Here is a 23,324-nt window from a genome sequence, read left to right as displayed (position 1 = left end):
TAAATATACGTTATGTATTGACATAAGCTATATGTTCACTTCGTTACATTGAGTTAAATATCGTTTTGGATACTTACACAATCAACGGAGTGCCCACACAGATTGCTTGATAAATTGTTAAAGAACATTTGACCGTTTGCTTGGTCAGGGCTGCGTATTCTACGCGTTTCCCCTTGGCCGTCAAGCGCTTTTTGAAAAGTTTTTTCAAACCGCTTTTTGGCCGCTGACTCGGTGGTTTAAAACCCGCTGCAATCACCGTTGTGATGCCGCTCTGCCGTGTCAGTGGATGCGCATTATAGGGAGCTTAATTTTCCGTGCAACCCCTTTTTCAAGAAAAAAGATCGCTTGGCGATCTTTTGTTCGATCTGAGCTCAAAACCGTCTGTTTTGCCGGTTTTTCGCTCGGATTACTAAGTCTAGTCCAGTTCCACACGCTTTCCAGTCGATATTTGAACCTTTTTTAAAAGAAGAGTGGCGACTAATACCTACTTCGGATTGTCGCTCTCTTTACTCTGCTCTTGTTTGTTCTCAGAGGCTGAGGGGTCTTGTCGGAGCTTGTGTACGCCTCGAATGGTTTGAAAAGGCCCTGACAGTGCGTACAACAAAAATACACTGGCCAGCACCAAGGCGGGCTGTAAAGACACCACCACAAACAAACCCACCAGCGCTAACATTGATAAGAAGTTAACTCTGCCTTTCCAATCCACATCTTTAAAGGAGTAATAGCGGAAGTTGGACACCATAAGCAGTCCCGCTGCAGCAGTTAGCATTGCTACAAAGAACGAGATGTCGTGTCCATCTAGGCGATAATCACTGCCCAACCATACACCACCGGCAATTAACGCCGCGGCCGCCGGGCTAGCTAATCCTTGGAAATACCTTTTATCTGCAATACCCACCTGAGTATTAAAGCGGGCCAACCTAAGTGCGGCACCAGCGGTGTAGATAAAGGCTGCCGACCAACCTATCTTGCCCAGCTCGTTCAAACCCCAGTTATAGGCCAATAAAGCAGGGGCTACCCCAAAGGAAACCATGTCTGCCATCGAGTCGTATTCGGCGCCAAAGTCACTCTGGGTATTGGTCATGCGCGCCACTCGCCCGTCAAGGCCATCCCAAATCATCGCGACAAACAAAGCAATCGCCGCCGCTTCAAAGCGGCCATTAATAGAAGCAATCACGCTGTAAAAGCCAGCAAACAGGCCAGCAGTGGTCAGCAAGTTGGGAAGCAGGTAGATACCTTTCTTGTGCGAAACCGGATCGTTAGGGTCTATTTTGGTCATGATTGAACTGCAAATTAGTCGTTTGGATTTTAATCAGATTGCAGTAGTATAAACCCATAAGCGACTTCATCTCTATCGGCACAATGGACTCTGTGATGATGACAAAAATCTTAGCTGCCTTAATGACTTGCCTACTGACTTTGGCCTGTTTCTCGGTCGAAGCACAGATAGTTTATCGATGGATCGATAAAGAAGGCACAGTTCACTACGGCGAGCATCCCCCTGAAAACGGCGAATATGAGAAGATCGATTCTCACATCTACAACCGCCCTGGCGTGACTTTTTACCGACGTGGTGACAATCCACAGAAACAGCAAGACGCGGCCCCGACCAACGAAGAGATTGAGAATATCAACTTGGCCCAAGCCAAGGTGTTGTGCTCTAACGCGCAATACGATCTGGACGTGATGCAAAGCTATCGAAAACTTCGAGAGAAAAAAGAAGATGGCACGCTTGTGGTGATTAGCGAAGACGAACGTCAAAACCGTATTGCACAAGCTAAACAACGCATCGACAAGTTCTGTCTCAAATAAACGCTTAGCTCGAAATCAAAAATGCCAGCATGACGCTGGCATTTGTTATGGTTAGCTTTGCTCAAAACTGAGCCTGTCGCCTCCGACAACTCGAATCGGTTTGCCTGGTAGCAAGCTCCCCGACAATATCGCACTGGCTAGTGGATTCTCTAACTCCATTTGCAACGCACGCTTTAATGGTCGTGCACCATAAACCGGGTCGAAACCAGCTTCGGCCAACTGGGCCACAGCCGCATCATCTAGCTCCAACAGATAGTCCTTTTCCGCCAAACGCTCAATCAGGCGAGCCAGCTGGATTTTGGCAATCGACTCGATGTGGTCTTTGGCCAATGGATGGAATACCACGGTTTCATCTATGCGGTTTAGGAACTCAGGTCTAAACGAGTTAGACACCACATGCATTACCGCTTGTTTCATACCTTGATAATCCAACTCGCCAAAATTCTCCTGAATAATGTCAGAGCCCAGATTAGAGGTCATGATGATTACGGTATTTCGAAAATCAACCGTGCGACCTTGGCCATCGGTTAAACGACCATCGTCCAGCACTTGCAGCAGAATGTTGAACACATCTGGGTGGGCCTTTTCTACCTCATCCAGCAGAATCACTGAATAGGGCTTGCGACGAACCGCTTCGGTTAAGTAACCGCCCTCTTCGTAACCCACATAGCCTGGAGGTGCACCCACTAAACGCGCCACCGAATGCTTTTCCATGAACTCAGACATGTCGATACGCACCATGGCCGACTCACTGTCAAACATGAATCCCGCCAGCGCTTTACAAAGTTCGGTTTTACCCACACCGGTTGGGCCTAAGAACAAGAAGGAACCAATCGGCTGGTCTGGATCCGCTAGTCCCGCTCGGCTGCGGCGAATGGCATTGGCCACTGCATCAACCGCTTCGTTCTGACCGATGACTTTGGCGTGTAGCTCGTCTTCCATTCGCAACAGTTTCTCGCGCTCGCTCTCGAGCATGCGGCTAACCGGAATGCCGGTCCAGCGCGCCAGTACTTCGGCAATCTCGGCATCGCTAACTTTGTTTTTCAACAAGGTCATGTCTTGCATATCAAGCTCTGCCGCCGCCTCGATTTGGCGCTCGAGTTCTGGGATCTTGCCGTATTGCAGCTCTGACATGCGGGTCAGATCGCCCGCGCGCTTGGCCACATCCATATCCAACCGAGCTTGTTCAAGGTCGGCTTTTAAATGCTGAGTGCCGGCCAAGGCGGCTTTTTCCTGGGTCCAGACTTGTTCGAGTTCGGCGTATTCCTTTTCCAATTCAGCCAAAGACTGCTCGAGATCCGCCAAGCGCTTGCGCGACGCATCGTCGCTTTCTTTGGCCAGGGCTTGCTGTTCGAGCTTTAGCTGAATGATGCGGCGCTCGAGACGGTCTAGCGGCTCGGGCTTGGAATCAATTTGCATACGAATCGAAGACGCCGCTTCATCGATAAGGTCAATCGCCTTATCCGGCAGTTTTCTGTCCGATATATAACGGTGGGATAAACTGGCAGCAGCCACAATTGCAGGATCGGTGATCTCTACATGGTGATGCAGCTCATAGCGTTCCTTCAAACCGCGCAAAATGGCAATAGTATCCTGCACATTGGGCTCGCCCACCTGTACTTTTTGGAAGCGACGCTCAAGTGCGGCGTCCTTTTCTATGTACTGACGGTACTCGTCTAATGTGGTGGCACCAACGCAGTGCAGCTCACCGCGCGCCAAGGCAGGTTTAAGCATGTTGCCCGCGTCCATGGCGCCGTCGGATTTACCCGCACCCACCATGGTGTGCAGCTCGTCGATGAATAAGATCACACGGCCTTCTTCTTGGCCCAATTCGTTGAGTACCGCCTTTAAGCGCTCTTCAAATTCGCCGCGATACTTGGCTCCGGCCAACAAAGCACCTAGGTCCAAACTCAACACCCGTTTGTTCTTAAGACCTTCGGGCACTTCGCCATTAATGATGCGTTGGGCCAAGCCTTCGACGATGGCGGTTTTACCGACCCCAGGTTCACCAATCAACACAGGGTTGTTTTTTGTACGACGCTGCAGCACTTGTACAGTGCGGCGGATTTCTTCGTCGCGACCAATCACAGGGTCGAGCTTGCCCTGCTCGGCGCGCTCGGTCAGATCTATGGTGTATTTGTCTAACGCCTGACGTGTTTCTTCGGCATTGGCATCATCCATTTTCTGCCCGCCGCGCACCTTGTCGATGGCCTGCTCTAGTTTGGCTTTGCCCACACCGGCGGACTCAAGCACCTTGGCCAAAGGGCCACCGCTGTCCAGTAGCGCTAGTAAAAAGATTTCTGACGAGATGTAAGCATCTTGCTTTTGCTGCGCGAGTTTGTCGCACAGATTAAACAACTTAATCAGACTTTGAGACACCTGCAGGTCACCCTGAGTGCCGGAGACTTGAGGCAATTTATCTAACCCTTGCGCCACCGCCGAGCGAATGGCGTTCATATCAGCACCCACTAAGGTCAAAATTGGGCGCACAGAGCCACCCTGCTGATCCAGCAAAGCCGACAACAGGTGCACGGGTTCTATGTATTGATGGTCTTTGCCAATAGCTAATGATTGGGCATCGCCAATGGCGCTTTGAAACTTGGTGGTTAACCGATCCTGTCTCATACAACCCCCTAAAATCGAGTAACTAAAATCTTGGTTACTGTTTAAATGGGGTCATTTTTTGTGCTTTTCAATGGGGCTGAGAAAAATCCCTCAGTCGAGCCAGATTAAACAAGCCTGACGACCTGTCTGCCCGTCGCGTCGATAAGAATAGAATTGTTGATGGTCGTTAAAGGTACACAAGCGGCTTTGAACTATCTGGCTGACACCAGCGCTTCGCAGGCGTTGCTCGGCCAGTAGCGACAGATCTGCTAGATACTTACCGGGCTTGTGACTCTGGCGAAACGCCTTGTCGGCATTAGAATCAGCTGCGATGAAAGTCTCTCGTACCTCGACACCGACTTCAAAGGCGTCAGCGCTAATGGCGGGACCAATCCAAGCCATCACTTGAGGAATGTGCTCAAATTTCGCAAGGGTTTGCTCGAGTACACCGGCGGCCAGTCCACGCCAACCAGCATGCGCTGCAGCCACTTGCTGACCTTGAGCGTCGCAAAACAGTACCGGCAAGCAATCGGCGGTCATCACAGCGCACACTTGCCCTTTTGTCTTAGTAAAGGCTGCGTCAGCCACTGGCGGCGCGAGGGGTAATTGCTCGGGGTGGGCGACCACCTCAACACCGTGCACCTGCTCTAACCACAAGGGCGCTTGCGGCAAATTGGCTGCTTCAACTAAGGCATTACGGTTGGCTTGAACCGCCTGTGGGTCATCATGTACATGCATGCCCAAATTAGCACCGTCAAACGGCGCCAGACTGTGCCCGCCAATGCGAGTCGTCGCAATGGCCTTCACATTGTCAGGCGCTGGCCAATCCGGTTGCAGCAAACGCATTTAGTAATCCAGCGGGTTGGCTTGAGTATCTGCGCGCAACGCTTCGATGACTTCCTGCATGTCAGCAGGGGTTGGCGCGTGCCATTGCATAGGCTCACCTGTGATCGGGTGGTCTAACGCCAGCATGGTCGCGTGCAACGCTTGACGGCGAAAACCGCGCATGATTTGCAACAAGGAGTCTTCGGCGCCTTTTAGCGGGCGTGGGCGGCCACCATAGACAGGATCGCCGACCAAAGGATGCTTTAGGTGCGCCATGTGCACGCGAATCTGGTGGGTACGCCCGGTCTCAAGTCGCAGACGCAACAAAGTGTGCGCGCGAAACTTCTCTTCGACGCGATAGTGAGTGACCGCAGGCTTACCGCTGGCAACCACTGCCATGTGAGTACGCTTGGTTGGGTGGCGGCCAATCGGCTCGTCCACTAAACCACCGGCTGTCATGGAGCCAATGGCTACCGCCTGGTATTCACGAGTGATGTCTCTGGCCTGCAAAGCGCTAACCAAATGCGTTTGTGCCGGAACGGTTTTGGCCACCACCATTAAGCCTGTGGTGTCTTTATCGAGGCGATGCACAATGCCCGCTCTTGGCACGGCTTCAATCCCCGGCACATGGTGCAACAGCGCATTAAGCACTGTGCCATCGGCATTGCCTGCACCAGGGTGGACCACCAATCCAGCAGGTTTGTTGATCACCAGAATGTGGTCGTCCTCATAGACAATGTCTAGCTCAATTGGCTGCGCCTCAGAGCGAACTTCCTCTTCAAGCTCGGCATCAATGGACAACTCTTGTCCCATGGCCACCTTTTCACGAGGCTTGGTCACTTGCTGACCGTCCACTCGAACACAGCCGTTCAGAATCCATTCTTTGATGCGTGAACGGGAGTAATCAGTGAAGAGTTCCGCCAGCGTCATATCTAAACGCTGGCCGGTTTGTGTTAGGGCGACTTCTGCTTGTAGCCGAATCTTTTGCGACATGGGGGAACCGTTTTATAACAATTGGGGTCGTAATACCTGTACCAAGTGGTACAATCGAATCCGCATAGTTTAGCGTTAAACCCCAGAATTCTTAAAACAAAACGAAAATATAGTTCGAAACATGAGAAGCAAATTAGTTAAAGCAACCGCCATTAGCCTGTTCGCCCTGATTATCAGCGGTTGCGCCAGCTCTGATTCTGACGAAGTTCAGCTGTCAAAACAGTCGGCCACAGCCCTGTATAAGCAAGCTCGTACTTCAATGGAGCTAGGCAACTTTACCAAAGCCGTGCAGACCCTATCTGCGCTTGATTCGCGCTATCCGTTTGGCGCGCACAAGACTCAGGTACAACTGGACCTGATTTACTCCTATTACAAGCTGGACGACAGTGCGAATGCGCTGGCGAACATCGACCGCTTTCTGCGCCTGAACCCAACCCACCCAGATACTGACTATGTTCAGTTCATGCGTGGTCTGGTGAACATGCAGCAAGACAGCTACTTGTTCCACGACATGTTCAATATCGACCGCACCGACCGAGACCCAACTTATGCTCGAGAAGCGTTTGCCGATTTTGAGAAGTTGTTGATCAGCTATCCAAACAGCCGTTATGTAAAAGACGCCCGTCAGCGTATGTTAGAACTTCGCAATCGCTTGGCGCGTTACTCGATTCAAGTGGCCGAGTACTACATGAAGATGGACGCTTTCTCTGCGGCAGTTAACCGTGCTCAGCTGGTCGTGGAGACCTACCCAGGTAGCGATTCAACCAAGCGCGCGTTAGAAATCATGATTGAAGGTTATGGCGAGTTAGGCCAGCAAACCCTGCAGCAACACGCTCAAGAGGTATATAGCCTCAACTTTGAATCGGGCGAGTAACCGTTTTAAACGCTAGAGGAAAAAAGCGCCATTTGGCGCTTTTTTTGTGCCCTCGTCGCGACTCAGCTCCCAAAAGTACAGATACATTCTTGCAACCTAATCGGGACTAAAGTGATACTAACTGTTAATTATTACCAAACAATTGTTCCGGATGAATCAACTCACTCGACAACGCGAAGCGCTAGCTCTGATGACCGCCTGTTTGATTATCGGTACTTTAATTGCGGTAATTCTGTCAGTGTGGAATAGCCAGAAATACAGCGCTGCTAAACGCCTCAACGAAATTAGTAATAACCAATTAAGTCACCATTTGGTGATCGATCAGGTCCCAATTAGCATGCTCTGGCTGGCCGAGGATCCGCTCCTACAACCCCTACAGAACATGTTGAATTTACTTGGCGAAGAAACCGACTTCGGGGTTCACTCGCAAAATGAAATCGAGAAATGGAACAAAGGGCTTGTGTACGGCTACGTCAGCGACACAGACTTGCGCTTGGATTTCGCCGTTGATGAAGAGTCTGAATCAGAACATCAACTAATCATTGAGAACTGGCAATTGGACCCGGAGAATACCGCGCAGCAGGTACGCGGCTTTATCCTATACGCGATTCAGATGGTTTAAACCGCGTCTTCGTTCTCTTCGCCGGTGCGGATGCGAATGACTCGCTCTACCGGACTAACAAAGATTTTGCCGTCGCCAATTTTGCCGGTGCGGCTGGTTTCAATAATGGCGTCAATCGCCTGGTCCACCAGCTCTTCTTGAATCACCATTTCAATCTTAACTTTCGGCAGAAAGTCCACCATGTACTCAGCGCCGCGATACAGCTCTGTGTGCCCTTTTTGACGACCAAACCCCTTCACTTCTGAAACAGTCATACCGGTAATGCCAACCTCAGCAAGGCTCTCTCGCACATCGTCCAGCTTAAAAGGTTTGATGATTGCCTCGACTTTCTTCATTTGTGGTCCTTTTTTCTATTCATGGGCAGCGTTTTGTGGTGATATTAACACACCACCAAATAAAAGTGCGCACAGGGTACCGCGATGAAAACAAAAGGATTTACATTGATCGAGCTTCTGATCACTATCGTGGTGGCCGTGGTGCTGATTGGCTACGGCGTTCCCAAGCTATCTGATCTGTACGATTCACAGCGCGCTCAGTCCGCTGCTAGCCGCATTCAGTCCACCGTGCTGTTCGCCCGCAACCAAGCCATGTCATACAGCGCTCGTGTGACCATTTGCCCACTGAGCAACAACAGCTGTGGCAACAACTGGCGCTCAGGGTTCTCGGTCTTCATCGAAGCGGCTGACGGCTCAGTTGTCGAAGTCCTTCGAAAAATCGATGCCTTTGATGGCAACGACAAACTGATTTTCACCCACAATGCGCTTCGATTTGATGCCAATGGCAGTGCCGGCAGCACCAGCGGCAACTTCACCTATTGTGCCTCGGGTAAGAGTGATAACGCCAGACGCGTCGAGGTCCAAGCCAGTGGACGCTCTTCGCTGACTTCAGGCAACTACAGCTGTGGCTAACTAGTACTTAAGAACCAGTAACCAGAACTTCTCTCTGCCATAACAGGCGTTTTCTCCTGAGCTAGTGTTTGCTTTCCTTAGAACCTAAGGAGCAACACATGCACAACGGATTTACGCTAATCGAAATGTTAGTCACCATCATCATCGCCGCCATCGTCTTAGCGATTGGCCTGCCCGCCATGAGCCAGTGGCAGTATCACTACTGTGCTCACTCAAGCCAACTGACCCATCACAGGGCGCTGAATTTTGCTCGTCTACAAGCGCGTCTCTACGGCGCTACCATTACGGTTTGCCCGCTAGTAGATAAGCGCTGCCATAGCGACTGGAATAAGGGATACAGTGTGTTCGCTGACAGTCAGCCATTTGGGGAATTAAACGATGGCGACGAGGTATTACAGCAAGTGAAGTCACACCACAAAGAGGACAAGCTCGATTACAATCGCAAGTGGATCAAGTTTGATCACAACGGACTGGCTTATGGCAGCAACGGGACATTAAATCTTTGCCCTGGAGGTAAAGCTGAGTACAGCCGCCAGGTGGTGGTGGCGAATACTGGGCGGAGTAAGCTAGCCGAGGTCGCCGGGCGCTCCTGCGATTAGCGAGGAGTGCCGGCGTCTAGCTCGCGAGCGATTGGATGCGTAAACTCGGATTTGAGTTCGGTGCACTCATAGACAGACATTATGTACGACTTATCTTCGGCAACCGTATAGGTAGCTTTTTTGCGTAAGCCCGGCGTTAACTTGACCTTTGTGCCCACCAGCTTGGCTTGTCGCGCTTGTTTTTGAGCAACTGGCCAGCGATAAAACTGAAGCTTGTCGCCATAAGGCGTCGTCACAGCGCACTTGTAATCTTGTTTGGCTTTTTGTTGCTTAGCCGCTGACGCGCTGAAGCTAACCAATAGCGCCAATACAACTGCTATCCAAATTTTCATTACCAACATCCTTCTGATGTGTTGTTATCCTGATCCTTGCTCCATTTGGCACCAGTGTTATCCATGCTCAATGATGCACAGCGAGCATCCCGCTTCGCTTGTATTCCAGTAGCTTCAGCTGTGACTGTAAACCCGCCATCGGCTGCTGTAACACTAATGCCATAATGGCCATTGTCAGTCGTGCTAGCCAAGCCAATTTGAGTGAGGGAGGATGCGTACTTGCGATAGTCCATATAGTACTGTTCTTGCTTTGCCGCAGCGCCGGCCAACACGGCCATAGCGTCTGCCCGCGCGCTTCGAGCCACGTAATCCGTGTACGATGGGTACACGACCGATGCCAAAATCGCCACAATAGTGACCGTGATCAGCAGCTCAATTAAAGTGAAGCCTTTAACTGTCTTCATGGTCCCGCTCCTATTCTTCAATGTGGTAATAAATTCGACGGGCACGCATCTCTACTCCAGTCGGCAAAGGTTTTGGTACCAACAGATAAATAGGAGAGTCGTTACCCCCGTTATTATCTCCATCTCCATCTCCATCATCATCAGAGTTGCGAGGCGGTACCACTACTTGAGGCGTATCAGGAATATGATCCCCAATGTCGTAGTATGGTTCGGAAAGCTTGTTTATTCCTCGATGTAAATCCCTTACGTACAGCCTACCACCACCTTCTAACATACACTGATTTTCGGCCATCTCAGTCTGCGGTACGAATGACGTGAAGTAGACTTTTCCGCCCAAAATTACGGCTCCAGAAAGGCTCTTTTCTCCACTCTTGGTGAATTCTTGGTACCAACCCATTTTGTTTGAATTCAACAAATCCAATTTGTCTTGCTCGTCATCGCTAGACACAGTGTCGTAACCCGCTGAACTAACGTCGTACAAATCACTGATTGTGACAGTGTCGGGTGCAGGATTATCCTCATCGATGTTTCGGCTGTAAACGTAGGGGTCGCGCAAGGTGAAGAAATAGTCATTACGGCTAGTATCCAATGGCGTTGGGCGATTGCCGCTGCCTACTACAACCGCATCGTAAGCTTTTTCTTGGAACGCGATTTGACCATCGACTTTGCTAACTCGAGTCATGGCTGTCTGTGCCACTGCCGGTTCAGAAAAGAAGCGACGATTCTCGGGATCTGTATCTCCACCCAAAGAAGCAAACTTGTAAGCACTCCACTTACTCATGTCCGCACCAACCATATCGAAACGCCAGACATTGGCTGAGCTGTCCGTGGCGTAGAGACGATCGGTGATGCCATCACCGTTGCTATCAAGTGCCGCGACCTTGTTGGGAATACTTGAGTCCATTCCCTCCACTTCGGTCACCGCACCTGAATCCTCAGCGCCAAAGCTGTGCAGCATGGTTCCCGTTTCAGCGTCGATAATATACAGCGCTCGACCACGAGTATCTTGATAGCTTGCTCCCGCTTTATCTTTTGCGGAGTCGTATCCACCACCAACGATAACCACTGGTTTTGCTGTCGCTCTAGATAAACCCGGATGCCCGTTGACGTGTGTCACAACTGGTTCGGACCAAGTCTGTCCCATTTCATCGAAGCCTGTGTCGCCCGCTGCTATGTGCCAAAGCAACTCTGGATTATCCGGGTCGGTAACGTCGAGCGCATAGTAGGCGTTACCGCCTCTGCGCAGGCCAACGAACACCCACACCTTATCGTCCTGATCCGATTGAATAATCCCGTCAGCATTGACGTCCCGAACATAGGCAACCGGTGATGAGTCCACTCCGTAAACGGTATGCGCGCCTGAAGGAAAGTTCGCGCGTAATGTTACGCTATTTGGCAATAAATCGTATGGTGCAAAAGCCCAGCTCTCAGACACAGTGTCGCCGCTATCCTTGAACATGTGCAGCAGGCCGTGGTTAGTACCCATTACGATGCGCACATCCGAGCTTCCATCGGCTTGGCCATAGGTAATTGCCAATGGTTTGGAGTGCAGAGGATCGCCCATAACATCGGCGCGAATTTCACTGACTGATGAATCATCGTTGTCGTCATCCACGTCAAACCCATATACCCAGCGCAACTGCTCATCGAAGGTTTGCTCTAATGACAAGTCTTGTGCGGCCCCCATATTCATGTGGTCAGCAAGATCCTCGATGCTGCCAGCACGATTAATCAGGTTTGAGGTAGTCAAAGGCACCAAGCTATTGTTGGAGCCTGCATCAGTGTAAAGAGTCCGGTTAGTATTGTTGCGCAGCATGTGAACCACACCACCGTCGTGAACCTCGTTGCCATCGCCTCCGTCAGCGAGCACGCTACAGGTCGCAGACGGTGTCCATATGGTGCAAGCTCGACTGGCAATATTGCCATCATCGTCGATCGCCTGGACGCCCTTTGAATCAACAATTGCGCCGTCGCCTCGAATTCGAAGCTTTTTCAAATTCCCCATCCAGCGCGGGCCAGTATTTGGATAGAACATACCGTAGTAGACTGCGTCCAAAGTCTGGGTGCGGTCGAAGTTATTACTAGCAATTGACGGAGAGGTAAAACTTGCTGTTTCACGGGAGATTTCGATAAAGATATCGGTTAGGGCTTTTTGCAGATCTAAGTAATCGTTAGCAGAGAAGTATTGACCTCCGCCCCGTTTCGCCGTTTCCACCAAAAGCGCTTCGGCGTCGGCAGCATCTTCACTAAAGCCAATGGTGTAAGTCACTACATTGCGTTTTATGTCTACGTCTTCGTAATTGTCCGATGGCGATATGATGTCGTGTTCAAACATCCATTCTGAAAGCGCTGGCAGATAGCTGGTGATATCGTCATCTTTATACGGAGCGCCAACGCCCTGAGGTAGTGAAGTGATTCGCGAATTGGCGTTTTCGTCAGCAGTGGGTAAGCCGTCAGTGATCAAAATGACGTACGTTTTGCCCTGACATCCAGTGTAAGGCGAAATGTAGTTGCCATCAGCACCAATACAGTTGGGATCGGTCGGCAAATAATTACTGTCCGTGACACTGTAATCGATGCCAGACTTATTGTTTTTATAGCTCGAGTCGGCAAAACCATAGTGTGGCGCTAGCCCCGCCAAGTAGCGGTATGACTCGTACAGCGTTTCTGTCAGTGGTGTGTTGGTATCAGGACTGATTTTATTGATCTTGTTCGTCAGCTCAGCTCGTCCAGCTGAATCGAGCTGTTGAATTGCCTGCACAATTCGGCCGCCGTGCCGCGTGTCCGACGGGAAATTAAGATTGAATAAAGCGAGTCCAATGTCTACTCCTGGTGTGGTTTCGACTACGGTAGAGATGACCTGTTGCGCCTGCTCCATACGAGTCTTGGGAACACTGCCTACCTCATCGTCCTCTGAGTGAAACCAGAATAGGTAGTTATCGGTATAAAGGGTGACAGGGCTACCACTGCCGAAATTAGTGTTGTTTTCATACCCACCCAGATTGTCGGTTTGATAGGCCACATCAAAGTGGTCATTACCCTGTGGCTTGCCACCGTCGATAGGAAATCCATCATCGCGATCGCCGTTTTTCGGATTCCCCTCTTGGATGTCTGCTAGACACTCAATCAGGTCATTTTCGTTGAAGCCGTTGTTTTCTCGTAACTCCTCCCAACTGCCGCTATTGCCCGACTTGCTGTACTCGCGAAGAAAGCCGGTATAAATACCATGCTTGTCCAGCGCCTGTTTGGCGGTATCACACAGGTTAATAACTTCTAGGAAACGGCGAGAGTCATTGGGTTGTGAAGGCACTGGCATACTAGCGTTATCAATGCCAGATGCGGTCCAGTAAATTCCACGCTCTTGGAAGAAGCCCGAAAGAACCGGGTCGTAGTCAATGTCGGGATCGTAGGTAGACTTGGATTGGTCCACTGCCCCCATACTTCCTGAATTATCAAAGATAATGAGAACCTTGGGTCGAGCACCGGTGCGCTGAGAGGATTCAAATACATACAGCTCCGTATCATCCGCCTGAACTTGACTCAATAGCGGAAGCAGGCTCGCAAAAAATAATGCTCGAATACGCATGACTAACCTCCAATGTTAAACACGGGCTGTTCCACCGCTGACACAACCGCGACATTACCGCGATTGTTACGCCCAAAGGTCGTTCGGCTGGTGACGTCCAAGTGACGACAACCAAATAGTGAAGCGCTGGAAGCCGTGCTAGAGCGTCGACATCCGGTTTCTATGTTAAATTCGATATCGCTATTCACATTCAGTGAGGCATCGGTTACTTGGTCGGTACCGGTTACTGTGACAAATCGACTATCACCGGCGCGGGAAGCTTCATCTTCAATCAGTCTGAGCTGGGCGCCGTTAATCATGTGAAAGGCTTCCACCCGCTCTGCGCTGGTTGACGCCATACGCGCAGAAAAGCCTGCGCTAACCGCCAGCGATGTGCCTATCACTGTTAGCACTAGCAATACCACCAGTGCAAAAAAGAGAACGATTCCCTGTTGATGTTTCATAGCGCACCTATTGATTCAGCAAGGTTGGATTTTCCAACAGCACTGTGGTTGAAAGCACTTGGCGACGATAGCCATCGTTAAACTTGCGCGCGGTTTTCTGACCGAGTTGATAACTGAAGGTGCTGCTATCAAACTCGCTATCTTCTTTTAGTGCGCGCAACAATAATTGAATTTTTATCGCCACAATCCGTTGAAAGTCTTGGTTGTCCCACAAACGATTATCGATATTGGCAGCGGTGGTGTAGCCATCGGCAGTTCCATCGCCGTCGCTGTCGATACCGTATAAAATCTGCATGTCCTCAACGCCATCCACGTAAGGCTCTTCAACCATGCCAGACGTGGTTAAGCTGCGGCGTTTCAATACAGGAATAGTCAGGCCATTGCGAGTGTCGTTTTCTATGTAGTAGACGTGGTGTTGGTACTGCCAATAGCGAGCATCAGGAACCACAGGTAGACTGGATAGGTCTTCTTTCCTAAAAAACACACCGCGGTTAAAGTTGGCCAAAAAGTAAAAACGATTGTCGAGTAAATTAGTCGGTTCCACATCAGGCCCGACTAAGCGCTTGATCTGAATGACATCAGAGCCATTCAAGGCGTCTTCAATACAGCTGACAGTTTCAGTTGAAGCATTGACTCGGTAGCCCCAAATCATTCGAAAGTGCGCAGGTTGGTTGTTGGGGAAGCTGGCGTTGTTTAGCCCGCCGCCAACACAATCGGTAGCAATAGAGGTGTTGAAATTAAAAGCATTATTGCCCTTAACCAAACTCACACCATTCAAATCCGCCATAAAGCCAGTTTGACCTATGTCCTTGGCCATGATTGCCAAGGCCATTCGTGCGTTTTCTTGAAGCTCGGCAAACTGCCCGGTAGAGGTCACATTGCGCGCTGACATGCTAAACATGGTGAAAAGGCCGGCACTTAAAAACAGCGCCATCAACATGGCAACCATAAGTTCAACCAGTGTCAGACCCTTTTGTCGTTTCAATGCTGCCATATCACATCACCACCGAAGCAATTACTACGTGACGGCGCTTTTTCCCTGCCGTACCGCAATCTGAAATCAAGGTATCAGTCGCCGTCGCTGCGGCATCATCTTCTTCGCTCTTGGCCTCGTCCTCGGTCTCGCTCATGCCTTGCCAGCTAATCACGACAGTGACATCTCCACTGGCCTGCACACCGACACAAGCCGTGGGTGATGTCAGTGCAGACAACTTAGCTCCGCCTTCTGTCACACTCGCGCCCATCATCAGTTGTTCCCAGTCGTACAGATCCCAACTGCGCATCTCGCTGTCATCGCAAGTTACAGTGGCGGTGCCCGATTCGCATACGGTCGATGGCACTGACAGGTTACCTGTGTAGGTTCCAGCGTATTGAGCGAGCTCGCCTCGGTTGAGGCGCATGCGATTGATAAGGTCGTTGGCCAGATAGGTGGCTTGAGTGTATTGGTAGGCCTCGAAGTTGGTGCGCTTGGCGACCGAGTGCAGAGTAAACACGCCGAGCAACCCCACCACCAAAATGATGAGGGTTACCAGCACTTCCACCAAACTAAATCCTTTTGCCGAAGGCCTTGGCTTGTTCACTTTATTCCCCAAATTACGCATCCTGCGTCGATTGCTTGTTATTCCCTTTGTTTTGGTCTATTTTTTGACCATTATTCTACTGATACTAGTGGAATAGCTCAGATCTCGCCAGCATCTTAACTCTCAGTTTACGACCTATTTACTCAAGAGTTAATAGTATTGTTTTTGACACTTGGCGAGTTTCCGACGAAAAGACATAAAAAAAGCCACTCAACAGTATGAAAACCTGTCGAATGGCTTTAGTTTGAAAGAAATATCTAACTATTGAAGTTCAGCTGGTACAGCAAATACCGTGTCTTCTTCTCGTCCTGAGAGCTCGATCACTTCTGAATCGTTCTTTTGGCTAATAGCGCTAATCACTTGCTGTACCAAAACCTCTGGTGCTGACGCACCTGCGGTCACACCAACTTTGCTGCGGCCATCAAACCAATCGTCTTTCAATTGGCTCACATCGTCCACCAAATGGGAGTCGGTGCCAAACTTAAGCGCTAGCTCTTTGAGGCGATTGGAATTTGACGAGTTGCGCGAACCCACCACAATCAAAATGTCGACTTTAGATGCCATGTTACGCACCGCGTCTTGACGATTTTGAGTGGCGTAACAAATGTCGTCTTTGCGCGGCCCTACAATTGCAGGGAACTTGGCCTTGAGGGATTCGATGATCTCAATGGTGTCGTCGACCGACAAAGTCGTCTGAGTCACGAACACCAAATTATCCGGGTCTTTAACTTTCAGCTTCTCCACGCACTCTGGCGATTCCACCAAGTAGATGGCGCCATCGGCGTTAGAGTATTGCCCCATGGTGCCTTCCACCTCAGGGTGACCAGCGTGACCAATCAAGACACACTCATGGCCTTTGCGGCTAGCGCGGGTCACTTGCAGGTGAACCTTGGTCACCAAAGGACAAGTGGCATCAAACACCTTTAACTGGCGGGCTTTAGCTTCGGCGCGCACCGCTTGAGATACGCCGTGCGCACTAAAGATAACGATGGAATCATCCGGCACTTGGTGCAGCTCTTCGACGAAAATCGCACCGCGCTGCTTGAGGTTCTCTACCACGTAGCGATTGTGAACTACTTCGTGGCGCACATAAATCGGCGGCTCAAACAACTCAAGCGCTCGCTCAACAATCGAGATGGCGCGATCCACACCGGCGCAGAATCCACGAGGGTTAGCTAACAGAATCTGATTCTTTTCCATTACGCCACCTCCAATACTTCTAACTCAAAGGTAATCTCATGACCCGCCAGCGGATGGTTAAAGTCCACTGTCACTGAGTCGCCGGTCACTTCGCGAATAATGCCTGGCATTTCGCCGGCAGGGCTTGAGAAGCCGATAATCGCGCCCACTTCTGGCGTTACGTCTTGAAAGCGGCTGCGTTCAACGTGATGCACATTGTCTGGGTTCGACTCACCAAAGGCATCGGCCGCCGCTAGGGTAAAGCTGTGCTTATCACCCGCGGCTAATGATTGAATTTCGGCTTCAAACGCTGGACTCAAACTCTCATCCCCAATAACCAGCTTAGCGGGTTTACCGCTGGCTTGTGTGCTGTCGGCAGTGGAACCGTCTTCCAGCAGTAGTGTCATGTGACACAGAAGTGAACGCATACTTACTCCTGATTGGCCTGATAACCAGGCAGCTTTTGGGGCCAAAACGCTTCTAGAATCAACAAACCAGCGCCAACGCTAATCGCCATATCGGCGACGTTAAAGGCTGGGAAGTGAGCAGTGCCCCAATAAAAGTCGAGAAAATCTACTACGTAGCCGTGCACTAAACGATCGATCAAGTTGCCAATCGCGCCGCCAATGATCAGGGCGTAACACAGATTCAAACGCCACAGTGCTTTGGGCTGATTGCGCAGCCACCAGCTAAGCAACAGACTAACGCCGACCGCCAACGCGGTAAAGAACCAGCGCTGCCAGCCACCAGCGTCGTGCAAGAAGCTAAACGCCGCGCCATAGTTGCGCACATAAGTCAGATTAAATACAGGCAGAATGGCTTCGACTTGGTGCAGGCTGAAATTTTGCAGCACCAAGTACTTGGTGAGCTGGTCTAAGCCCAGCATCACCAAAGCCACCCACAACCAGGGCAGCCCACTTTGCTGCCATTGGTTAGGTTTTGGATAGTCCATTAACTGTTACGACTCCTTAAGCAAACTGGCGCACTTCGCCGTCACCATCGACATTAGTGACACAACGGCCACACAGGGTCGGATGAGCTTCGATTTGGCCAACGTCATCACTGTGATGCCAGCAACGGTCACACTTAGGTGCCGAGGCCTGCACGATAGCCACTTTCAAACCGTCAATCTCGGTGTCTTGGGCCGCGTCAATGGCGTTGCCCAACGGTTGAACCGCTGCTTTTGAGGTCAGCAATACGAAACGCAGTTCATTGCCGACAACTGCCAATTGCTCGGCGACTTTCTCATCGGCGTACAAAGTGGCGTAAGCCTGCAGGCTACCCTTCATGTTTTGTTCGCGACGGGCTTGCTCGATGGCCTTGTTCACTTCGGTGCGAATGGCGATCAGCTGATCCCAGCTCTCATCAGAAATGTCGTCATCCAAAGTTACAGACTCAAGGCCTTGGTACCACTCTTGAGTGAACACATACTGCTCGCGATCACCTGGCATTTGATTCCAAATCTCGTCCGCAGTGAAGCTGGCGATTGGTGCAATCCAGCGAACCAGAGCTTCACAAATCAAGTACAGCGCGGACTGACAGCTACGACGGGCGTGGCTGTCGGCTTTGGCGGTGTACTGACGGTCTTTAATGATGTCTAAGTAGAAGCTACCTAGCTCAACCGAGCAGAACTGCATCAGCTTTTGGGTTACCAAGTGGAAGTTGTAGCTCTCGTAAGCCGCCAAGATTTCTTCTTGAATGGCTGCCGCACGACGCACCGCCCAGCGATCCAGTGCCACCATGTCTTTTGGCGCCACACTGTGGGCTTTCGGGTCGAAGCCATTTAGGTTGGCCAGCAAGAAACGGGCGGTGTTACGAATACGACGATAAGAGTCAGCGGAGCGCTTTAGAATTTCGTCAGAAACCGTCATCTCGCCACTGTAGTCAGTAGCCGCAACCCACAGACGCAAAATGTCAGCGCCTAGCTTGTTGTTCACTTCTTGTGGGCTAACCACGTTACCCAGCGACTTGGACATCTTGCGACCTTGACCGTCAACGGTGAAACCGTGGGTCAGTACTTGCGAGTAGGGCGCTTTGCCGGTCACAGCGGTTGAGATCATCAAGCTTGAGTTAAACCAACCGCGGTGTTGGTCTGAACCTTCTAGGTACAAGTCAGCGCGCTTGCCGTGATACTCAGGGCGGGCACCAACCACTGATGAACAGGTAGAGCCTGAGTCAAACCAAACGTCCAGAGTGTCGGTGACTTTGCGGTACTGCTCGGCTTCGTCGCCTAGCAACTCAGCAGCGTCCAGATCCCACCAAGCTTGAATGCCTTCTTTCTCGATGCGCTGAGCCACTTGCTCCATAAGCGCCACCGAGTTTGGATGCAGGGCTTCGGTTTCTTTGTTGACGAACAAAGTAATCGGTACACCCCAAGTGCGCTGGCGCGAGATACACCAGTCTGGGCGGTTTTCTACCATTTTCTCGATGCGGCTTTGGCCCCAATCTGGGATCCACTGAGTGGCATCGATTTCTTTTAGTGACTGTTCACGCAAGCCGGCTTTGTCCATAGACACAAACCACTGCGGAGTGGCGCGGAAGATAATTGGGGTCTTGTGACGCCAGCAGTGTGGGTAGGAGTGCTGATAAGCGTGATGGTGCAGTAGCGCTCCGTGCTCTTTTAGCACCTCAACCACAGAGGCGTTCGCTTTGAATACGTGCTGGCCAGCAAACAACTCAGTGTCTGCTTTATACACACCGTTATCACCCACAGGGTTAGCCACTTCAAGACCGTACTTAAGGCCAACCACGTAGTCGTCCTGACCGTGACCAGGGGCGGTGTGCACTATGCCGGTACCTGAGTCGGTAGTCACGTGATCGCCTAAGATCGCTGGTACGTCAAAGGCGTAGAATGGGTGGTTGAAGCGTTTGTGCTCTAGCTGTTCGCCACTGGCGCTGCCCAATACGTGGTAGCGCTCAACACCGAAGCGGTCCAAGCAGTCGGTCATCAAGTCAGCGGCCAGAATCAAGCGCTCTGGGTTGTCGCCTTCCACCTGAATCAGGTTGTAAGTCAGCTTAGGGTGAACCGAAAGCGCGCGGTTAGCCGGTAGGGTCCACGGGGTGGTGGTCCAGATAACCATAGAGATAGCGCCTTGACCTTGGTGCCCTTCAGGACAGTCAAACAGGCCTGCTACCTCTTGCTCATCCACTGCTTTAAAGCGCACGTCGATGGCTGGCGAAGTTTTGTCTTCGTACTCGACTTCGGCTTCAGCCAGGGCTGAACCACAATCGGTGCACCAGTGCACTGGCTTCACGCCCTTGTGCAGGTGACCGTTGTCGATGATTTTCGCCAATGCGCGAACAATGTTGGCTTCGGTATCAAAGTCCATGGTCAGGTATGGCTTATCCCACTCACCTAATACGCCCAAGCGCTTAAAGTCTTCGCGCTGGCCGTCCACTTGCTTGGCGGCGTACTCGCGACACTTCTGACGAAACTCAGCGGCTGAGACCTTGTGACCAGGCTTACCCACTTTTTGCTCAACTTTGAGTTCGATTGGCAGGCCGTGACAATCCCAACCAGGAATGTAAGGCGCGTCGAAACCCGACAGAGTCTTAGACTTGATAATGATGTCTTTTAGAATCTTATTAACCGAGTGGCCGATGTGAATATTGCCGTTCGCGTACGGAGGGCCATCGTGCAGAATGAACATATCGCGTCCAGCACGGCTGTCGCGAATTTTCTGATATAGGCCTTGCTCTTCCCAGCTAGCCAACATTTTTGGCTCGCGTTGGGCTAGGTTGCCACGCATCGGAAACTCAGTTTCCGGAAGGTTAAGGGTCGATTTGTAATCTGTCGTCATTTTTACAGGTACCAGAGTATAAAGACTGGGTTCATCCGGCGTCGGCATTAAGTAATGCCTGCGCCTTATTCACATCTTCTTGAATTTGTTGCTTTAAGCCATCAAGGGACTTAAAGGGTTGTTCATCGCGTATTTTTGCCACCAATTCCACTTCGAGAGTCTTGCCGTACAAGTCTCCCTCGAAGTCGAACAAGTGCACCTCCAACTGGCAACGCTGGCCATTAATGGTAGGTCGAAATCCTATGTTAGCCACACCTTGGTAGGTCTCGCTGTCCGCCCAACGCACGCTGACCGCAAACACTCCGCGTACTGGCGAGACTTTGCGTTTAAGCGCCACATTGGCCGTTGGGAAACCCAAAGTACGTCCAATTTTATCGCCGTGCGCCACTCGCCCTGTGATCATAAACGGGTGCCCCAACAGGCGCCGGGCCTGTTCGAGATTACCTGCCGCCAGTGCTTCACGCACCAAGGTCGAGCTAACCCGCTTATCCGCCACACAAAAAGATTGGGTGCTAACCACGGCAAAGCCCAACTTTTCGCCGAACTCGCGCAGCATCTCAAAGTCACCCACGCGATTTTTGCCAAAGCGAAAATCGTCACCCACGATCAAGTAACGAACCCCGAGTTTGTCCACCAGTAGATTCTGGATAAAGTCTTCGGCGCTCATTTGGGCGAACTTGCTGTTAAAAGCGACGCACAGCAAGCGGTCGATTTGCAGCTCACTGAGCAAGGCTAACTTGTCGCGCAGTAAGCTAATTCGCGGCGGCGCGCCTTCCTTGCGAAAGAACTCTTGAGCCTGTGGCTCAAAGGTCATGGCAACCGCTGGCAGGCTTAACCCCTCGGCTTTGGCCACCGCTTGCGCGATCACTTGCGCATGACCTCGATGGACCCCATCGAAGTTTCCTATGGTCAGTACACAGCCCTTGTGTTCAGGGCGTACATTATGAATTCCGCGTATTAGTTCCATTACGACTTAAATGGCTTTAGAAAAACTGGCGAATTATACCTCAGCGCACTGAGATAATCAGCAGCCAATATAAGGCTTTGAAAAGATTCTATTGTGCTTTTAGCTGGTTTCGACGCACACCGAGCAGTAACAGGCCAAATAAATAGCTCACCGCGGCCACACCAATAATCCCAAATAGGGTGAAAACGCGCTCGCTCAAGGCCATCTCAGCCCACTGGGCTATCGACGGATTTAGACTAATCACCACAGCGATCATAGCGGCAGTGGCCAGCGCTAACTTTGCCAAGAACACCAGATTGGCTTTGGACATGGCGTACACTCCTTGGCGGTGCAAACCAAAGTACAGAAGACTGGCGTTGAGCAGGGCCGATAAAGACGTGGCAATGGCCAAGCCCACATAGCCAAAGGGAATGGCGAAAATGACGTTAAACACCATGTTCGACACCATGGCAATAATGCCAAAGCGAACTGGGGTTTTGGTGTCTTGGCGGGCGTAGTAACCCGGTGCCAGTACTTTTACCAACATAAAGCTAAGCAACCCGCTGCCGTAGGCCATCAAACTGTATGAGGCCATGGCGCTGTCCTCGAGTGAAAAGGCACCGCGCATAAAGAGTACCATCAGCATCGGCTGAGCGAGCAATATCAGACCGGCCATCGCTGGCATACCTAGCAAGCACACCATGCGCACGCCCCAGTCCATGGTTTTCTTGAAAGTGGCCGGATCCTGACTGGCGTGGTCTTTACTGAGCGCCGGCAAAATTACTGTGGCGATAGCAATCCCAAACAAGCCGAGCGGAAACTCCAGCAAACGGTCCGAGTAATACAGCCAACTAATACTACCAGCCATTAAGAAACTGGCGATGACTGTATCGAACAACAGATTGATTTGGCTAACACTCACTCCAAATAGCGCGGGGATCATAAGTTTGCGAATTTTCTGCACACCTGGGTGAGCGAAGTTCACCTTGGGTTTCACCAGAAGGCCCGCTTTAGCCAAAAACGGAATTTGAAACAAGAACTGAATCAGACCACCCAAAAATACACCGATGGCCAAGCCAATTTCTGGCTGTTGCAGCTGTGGCGAGATCCACAAAGCCGCCGCAATAATGGCGACATTCAGGAACACTGGGGTGAAGGCTGAGACCGCAAATCGTCCTAGGGTGTTGAGAATAGCGCCTGAGAGTGCAGTAAAGGTAATGAACCACAAATAAGGGAAAGTGATTTTTAGCATCAAGGATGCCAGCTCGTACTTAGCCCCTTGCGGTCCACCGTTCCAGTATTCGATAAACCAACCATTGGCAAAAATGGCAATTACCACAGGAGAGCCAATAACCCCGATGGCTGTTACCAAGCTCACCAACATGCCCAAACTGCCGCCAACTGCCGCCAGCAAACTCTTCACTTGGTCAGGCTTTTGCTGCTGATACTCGCTCAGCACAGGAACAAAGGCTTGCGCAAAAGCGCCTTCGGCAAACAATCGACGCAAAAAATTAGGGATTTTATTGGCTAAAAAGAAGACATCGGCGCCATTGCCCGCCCCCATCAGGTTGGCAATCACCACATCACGTACTAAACCCAATACCCGCGAGATCAGAGTCATGGCGCTCACAATCACGCCAGAGCGCACTAATTTTTTTGCCACTGGGATCGCTTTTCCTTGGTTTGTTCGAGAGTTTGCGCAACCGCACGAAAAAATCGACAGTCGTTGCTTACGGTTGCGGTACTTTACTGCTAGAATTGCTGCACATCTTAAACCAGTTTGGCCTGAAAACGCTAAACCGTGTCTCTGGTTATCG

22 protein-coding genes are annotated in these 23,324 nt (G+C 51.0%); 5 read left to right on the top strand and 17 right to left on the bottom strand.

Translation table 11 applies throughout. The features are described 5' to 3' along the window. Window positions 1-484: 484 nt before the first annotated feature. Window positions 485-1,279 (bottom strand): CDP-diacylglycerol--serine O-phosphatidyltransferase, encoded by a 795-nt coding sequence (gene pssA / locus CLC93_RS05860; protein ID WP_095505003.1) that lies wholly within the window; start codon window positions 1,277-1,279, stop codon window positions 485-487. A gap of 95 nt (window positions 1,280-1,374) precedes the next feature. Between pssA and CLC93_RS05855 the strand changes: the two genes are divergently transcribed. Continuing rightward, a complete protein-coding gene (locus CLC93_RS05855; RefSeq protein WP_169902840.1) occupies window positions 1,375-1,812 on the top strand; it encodes a DUF4124 domain-containing protein in 438 nt (145 codons plus the stop codon). A gap of 51 nt (window positions 1,813-1,863) precedes the next feature. On the opposite strand, the gene clpB is transcribed toward CLC93_RS05855, so the two are convergent. From clpB to rluD, 3 genes are all read right to left on the bottom strand, one after another. Further along, a complete protein-coding gene (gene clpB / locus CLC93_RS05850) occupies window positions 1,864-4,437 on the bottom strand; it encodes an ATP-dependent chaperone ClpB (RefSeq protein WP_095505001.1) in 2,574 nt (857 codons plus the stop codon). 90 nt (window positions 4,438-4,527) lie between these two features. Further along, complete coding sequence (gene pgeF, locus CLC93_RS05845) at window positions 4,528-5,262, bottom strand: peptidoglycan editing factor PgeF (RefSeq protein ID WP_095505000.1); 735 nt, start codon at window positions 5,260-5,262, stop codon at window positions 4,528-4,530. After that, window positions 5,263-6,234: a 23S rRNA pseudouridine(1911/1915/1917) synthase RluD gene (rluD, locus tag CLC93_RS05840; protein WP_095504999.1), complete on the bottom strand. Its 972-nt coding sequence runs from the start codon at window positions 6,232-6,234 to the stop codon at window positions 5,263-5,265. Window positions 6,235-6,355: 121 nt separating this feature from the next. Between rluD and CLC93_RS05835 the strand changes: the two genes are divergently transcribed. After that, entirely contained in the window at window positions 6,356-7,108 is a 753-nt protein-coding gene (locus tag CLC93_RS05835) for an outer membrane protein assembly factor BamD (protein WP_095504998.1), read from the top strand. Window positions 7,109-7,259: 151 nt separating this feature from the next. Then, window positions 7,260-7,730: a hypothetical protein gene (locus CLC93_RS05830; RefSeq protein WP_095504997.1), complete on the top strand. Its 471-nt coding sequence runs from the start codon at window positions 7,260-7,262 to the stop codon at window positions 7,728-7,730. On the opposite strand, the gene glnB is transcribed toward CLC93_RS05830, so the two are convergent. After that, a complete protein-coding gene (gene glnB, locus CLC93_RS05825) occupies window positions 7,727-8,065 on the bottom strand; it encodes a nitrogen regulatory protein P-II (protein ID WP_095504996.1) in 339 nt (112 codons plus the stop codon). The genes CLC93_RS05830 and glnB overlap by 4 nt on opposite strands. Window positions 8,066-8,149: 84 nt before the next feature. Between glnB and CLC93_RS05820 the strand changes: the two genes are divergently transcribed. Then, on the top strand, window positions 8,150-8,638 hold the full coding sequence (locus tag CLC93_RS05820; protein WP_095504995.1) for a GspH/FimT family pseudopilin: 489 nt from the start codon (window positions 8,150-8,152) through the stop codon (window positions 8,636-8,638). Between the two features lie 98 nt (window positions 8,639-8,736). Continuing rightward, on the top strand, window positions 8,737-9,237 hold the full coding sequence (locus CLC93_RS05815; protein ID WP_095504994.1) for a GspH/FimT family pseudopilin: 501 nt from the start codon (window positions 8,737-8,739) through the stop codon (window positions 9,235-9,237). Here the strand turns inward: CLC93_RS05815 and CLC93_RS05810 are convergent. The 12 genes from CLC93_RS05810 to murJ form a co-directional block, all read right to left on the bottom strand. After that, window positions 9,234-9,569 (bottom strand): TapY2 family type IVa secretion system protein, encoded by a 336-nt coding sequence (locus CLC93_RS05810; protein ID WP_141237347.1) that lies wholly within the window; start codon window positions 9,567-9,569, stop codon window positions 9,234-9,236. The two genes, CLC93_RS05815 and CLC93_RS05810, sit on opposite strands and share 4 nt — an antisense overlap. Beyond that, window positions 9,569-9,973: a type IV pilin protein gene (locus tag CLC93_RS05805; RefSeq protein WP_095504992.1), complete on the bottom strand. Its 405-nt coding sequence runs from the start codon at window positions 9,971-9,973 to the stop codon at window positions 9,569-9,571. Before CLC93_RS05805 ends, CLC93_RS05810 begins: the two co-directional genes overlap by 1 nt. Before the next feature lie 10 nt (window positions 9,974-9,983). Continuing rightward, window positions 9,984-13,559 (bottom strand): pilus assembly protein, encoded by a 3,576-nt coding sequence (locus tag CLC93_RS05800; RefSeq protein WP_095504991.1) that lies wholly within the window; start codon window positions 13,557-13,559, stop codon window positions 9,984-9,986. A 2-nt stretch (window positions 13,560-13,561) separates the two neighbouring features. Beyond that, window positions 13,562-14,002: a PilX N-terminal domain-containing pilus assembly protein gene (locus tag CLC93_RS05795; RefSeq protein WP_095504990.1), complete on the bottom strand. Its 441-nt coding sequence runs from the start codon at window positions 14,000-14,002 to the stop codon at window positions 13,562-13,564. 7 nt (window positions 14,003-14,009) lie between these two features. Continuing rightward, window positions 14,010-14,996: a PilW family protein gene (locus CLC93_RS05790; RefSeq protein ID WP_095504989.1), complete on the bottom strand. Its 987-nt coding sequence runs from the start codon at window positions 14,994-14,996 to the stop codon at window positions 14,010-14,012. A 1-nt stretch (window position 14,997) separates the two neighbouring features. After that, window positions 14,998-15,582 (bottom strand): type IV pilus modification protein PilV, encoded by a 585-nt coding sequence (gene pilV, locus CLC93_RS05785; protein WP_245837099.1) that lies wholly within the window; start codon window positions 15,580-15,582, stop codon window positions 14,998-15,000. Between the two features lie 261 nt (window positions 15,583-15,843). Next, window positions 15,844-16,782 carry a 4-hydroxy-3-methylbut-2-enyl diphosphate reductase gene (gene ispH, locus CLC93_RS05780; RefSeq protein WP_095504987.1) on the bottom strand — a complete coding sequence of 313 codons (939 nt, stop codon included), beginning with the start codon at window positions 16,780-16,782 and terminating at the stop codon, window positions 15,844-15,846. Next, complete coding sequence (gene fkpB / locus CLC93_RS05775) at window positions 16,782-17,189, bottom strand: FKBP-type peptidyl-prolyl cis-trans isomerase (protein WP_095504986.1); 408 nt, start codon at window positions 17,187-17,189, stop codon at window positions 16,782-16,784. The genes ispH and fkpB overlap by 1 nt, the downstream gene beginning before the upstream one ends. 2 nt (window positions 17,190-17,191) lie before the next feature. After that, window positions 17,192-17,713 (bottom strand): signal peptidase II, encoded by a 522-nt coding sequence (lspA, locus tag CLC93_RS05770; RefSeq protein ID WP_095504985.1) that lies wholly within the window; start codon window positions 17,711-17,713, stop codon window positions 17,192-17,194. Between the two features lie 16 nt (window positions 17,714-17,729). Continuing rightward, window positions 17,730-20,561 (bottom strand): isoleucine--tRNA ligase, encoded by a 2,832-nt coding sequence (gene ileS / locus CLC93_RS05765; protein WP_095505037.1) that lies wholly within the window; start codon window positions 20,559-20,561, stop codon window positions 17,730-17,732. Window positions 20,562-20,592: 31 nt separating this feature from the next. Next, window positions 20,593-21,528 carry a bifunctional riboflavin kinase/FAD synthetase gene (gene ribF, locus CLC93_RS05760; RefSeq protein ID WP_095504984.1) on the bottom strand — a complete coding sequence of 312 codons (936 nt, stop codon included), beginning with the start codon at window positions 21,526-21,528 and terminating at the stop codon, window positions 20,593-20,595. Between the two features lie 88 nt (window positions 21,529-21,616). Continuing rightward, window positions 21,617-23,170 carry a murein biosynthesis integral membrane protein MurJ gene (murJ, locus tag CLC93_RS05755; RefSeq protein ID WP_095504983.1) on the bottom strand — a complete coding sequence of 518 codons (1,554 nt, stop codon included), beginning with the start codon at window positions 23,168-23,170 and terminating at the stop codon, window positions 21,617-21,619. Window positions 23,171-23,324: the final 154 nt, after the last annotated feature.

The sequence above is a fragment of the Paraferrimonas sedimenticola genome, assembly GCF_002282855.1.
Taxonomy (GTDB): domain Bacteria; phylum Pseudomonadota; class Gammaproteobacteria; order Enterobacterales; family Shewanellaceae; genus Paraferrimonas; species Paraferrimonas sedimenticola.
Note: the sequence above shows the minus strand (reverse complement) of the source record. Positions and strands in the feature narration are given on the sequence as shown.

What these genes read in the sequence shown, in the direction of transcription:
- pssA (WP_095505003.1), bottom strand. Translation starts at nt 1,279, where the DNA reads ATGACCAAAATAGACCCTAACGATCCGGTTTCGCACAAGAAAGGTATC.
- CLC93_RS05855 (WP_169902840.1), top strand. Translation starts at nt 1,375, where the DNA reads ATGATGACAAAAATCTTAGCTGCCTTAATGACTTGCCTACTGACTTTG.
- clpB (WP_095505001.1), bottom strand. Translation starts at nt 4,437, where the DNA reads ATGAGACAGGATCGGTTAACCACCAAGTTTCAAAGCGCCATTGGCGAT.
- pgeF (WP_095505000.1), bottom strand. Translation starts at nt 5,262, where the DNA reads ATGCGTTTGCTGCAACCGGATTGGCCAGCGCCTGACAATGTGAAGGCC.
- rluD (WP_095504999.1), bottom strand. Translation starts at nt 6,234, where the DNA reads ATGTCGCAAAAGATTCGGCTACAAGCAGAAGTCGCCCTAACACAAACC.
- CLC93_RS05835 (WP_095504998.1), top strand. Translation starts at nt 6,356, where the DNA reads ATGAGAAGCAAATTAGTTAAAGCAACCGCCATTAGCCTGTTCGCCCTG.
- CLC93_RS05830 (WP_095504997.1), top strand. Translation starts at nt 7,260, where the DNA reads ATGAATCAACTCACTCGACAACGCGAAGCGCTAGCTCTGATGACCGCC.
- glnB (WP_095504996.1), bottom strand. Translation starts at nt 8,065, where the DNA reads ATGAAGAAAGTCGAGGCAATCATCAAACCTTTTAAGCTGGACGATGTG.
- CLC93_RS05820 (WP_095504995.1), top strand. Translation starts at nt 8,150, where the DNA reads ATGAAAACAAAAGGATTTACATTGATCGAGCTTCTGATCACTATCGTG.
- CLC93_RS05815 (WP_095504994.1), top strand. Translation starts at nt 8,737, where the DNA reads ATGCACAACGGATTTACGCTAATCGAAATGTTAGTCACCATCATCATC.
- CLC93_RS05810 (WP_141237347.1), bottom strand. Translation starts at nt 9,569, where the DNA reads ATGAAAATTTGGATAGCAGTTGTATTGGCGCTATTGGTTAGCTTCAGC.
- CLC93_RS05805 (WP_095504992.1), bottom strand. Translation starts at nt 9,973, where the DNA reads ATGAAGACAGTTAAAGGCTTCACTTTAATTGAGCTGCTGATCACGGTC.
- CLC93_RS05800 (WP_095504991.1), bottom strand. Translation starts at nt 13,559, where the DNA reads ATGCGTATTCGAGCATTATTTTTTGCGAGCCTGCTTCCGCTATTGAGT.
- CLC93_RS05795 (WP_095504990.1), bottom strand. Translation starts at nt 14,002, where the DNA reads ATGAAACATCAACAGGGAATCGTTCTCTTTTTTGCACTGGTGGTATTG.
- CLC93_RS05790 (WP_095504989.1), bottom strand. Translation starts at nt 14,996, where the DNA reads ATGGCAGCATTGAAACGACAAAAGGGTCTGACACTGGTTGAACTTATG.
- ispH (WP_095504987.1), bottom strand. Translation starts at nt 16,782, where the DNA reads ATGGAAAAGAATCAGATTCTGTTAGCTAACCCTCGTGGATTCTGCGCC.
- fkpB (WP_095504986.1), bottom strand. Translation starts at nt 17,189, where the DNA reads ATGCGTTCACTTCTGTGTCACATGACACTACTGCTGGAAGACGGTTCC.
- lspA (WP_095504985.1), bottom strand. Translation starts at nt 17,713, where the DNA reads ATGGACTATCCAAAACCTAACCAATGGCAGCAAAGTGGGCTGCCCTGG.
- ileS (WP_095505037.1), bottom strand. Translation starts at nt 20,561, where the DNA reads ATGACGACAGATTACAAATCGACCCTTAACCTTCCGGAAACTGAGTTT.
- ribF (WP_095504984.1), bottom strand. Translation starts at nt 21,528, where the DNA reads ATGGAACTAATACGCGGAATTCATAATGTACGCCCTGAACACAAGGGC.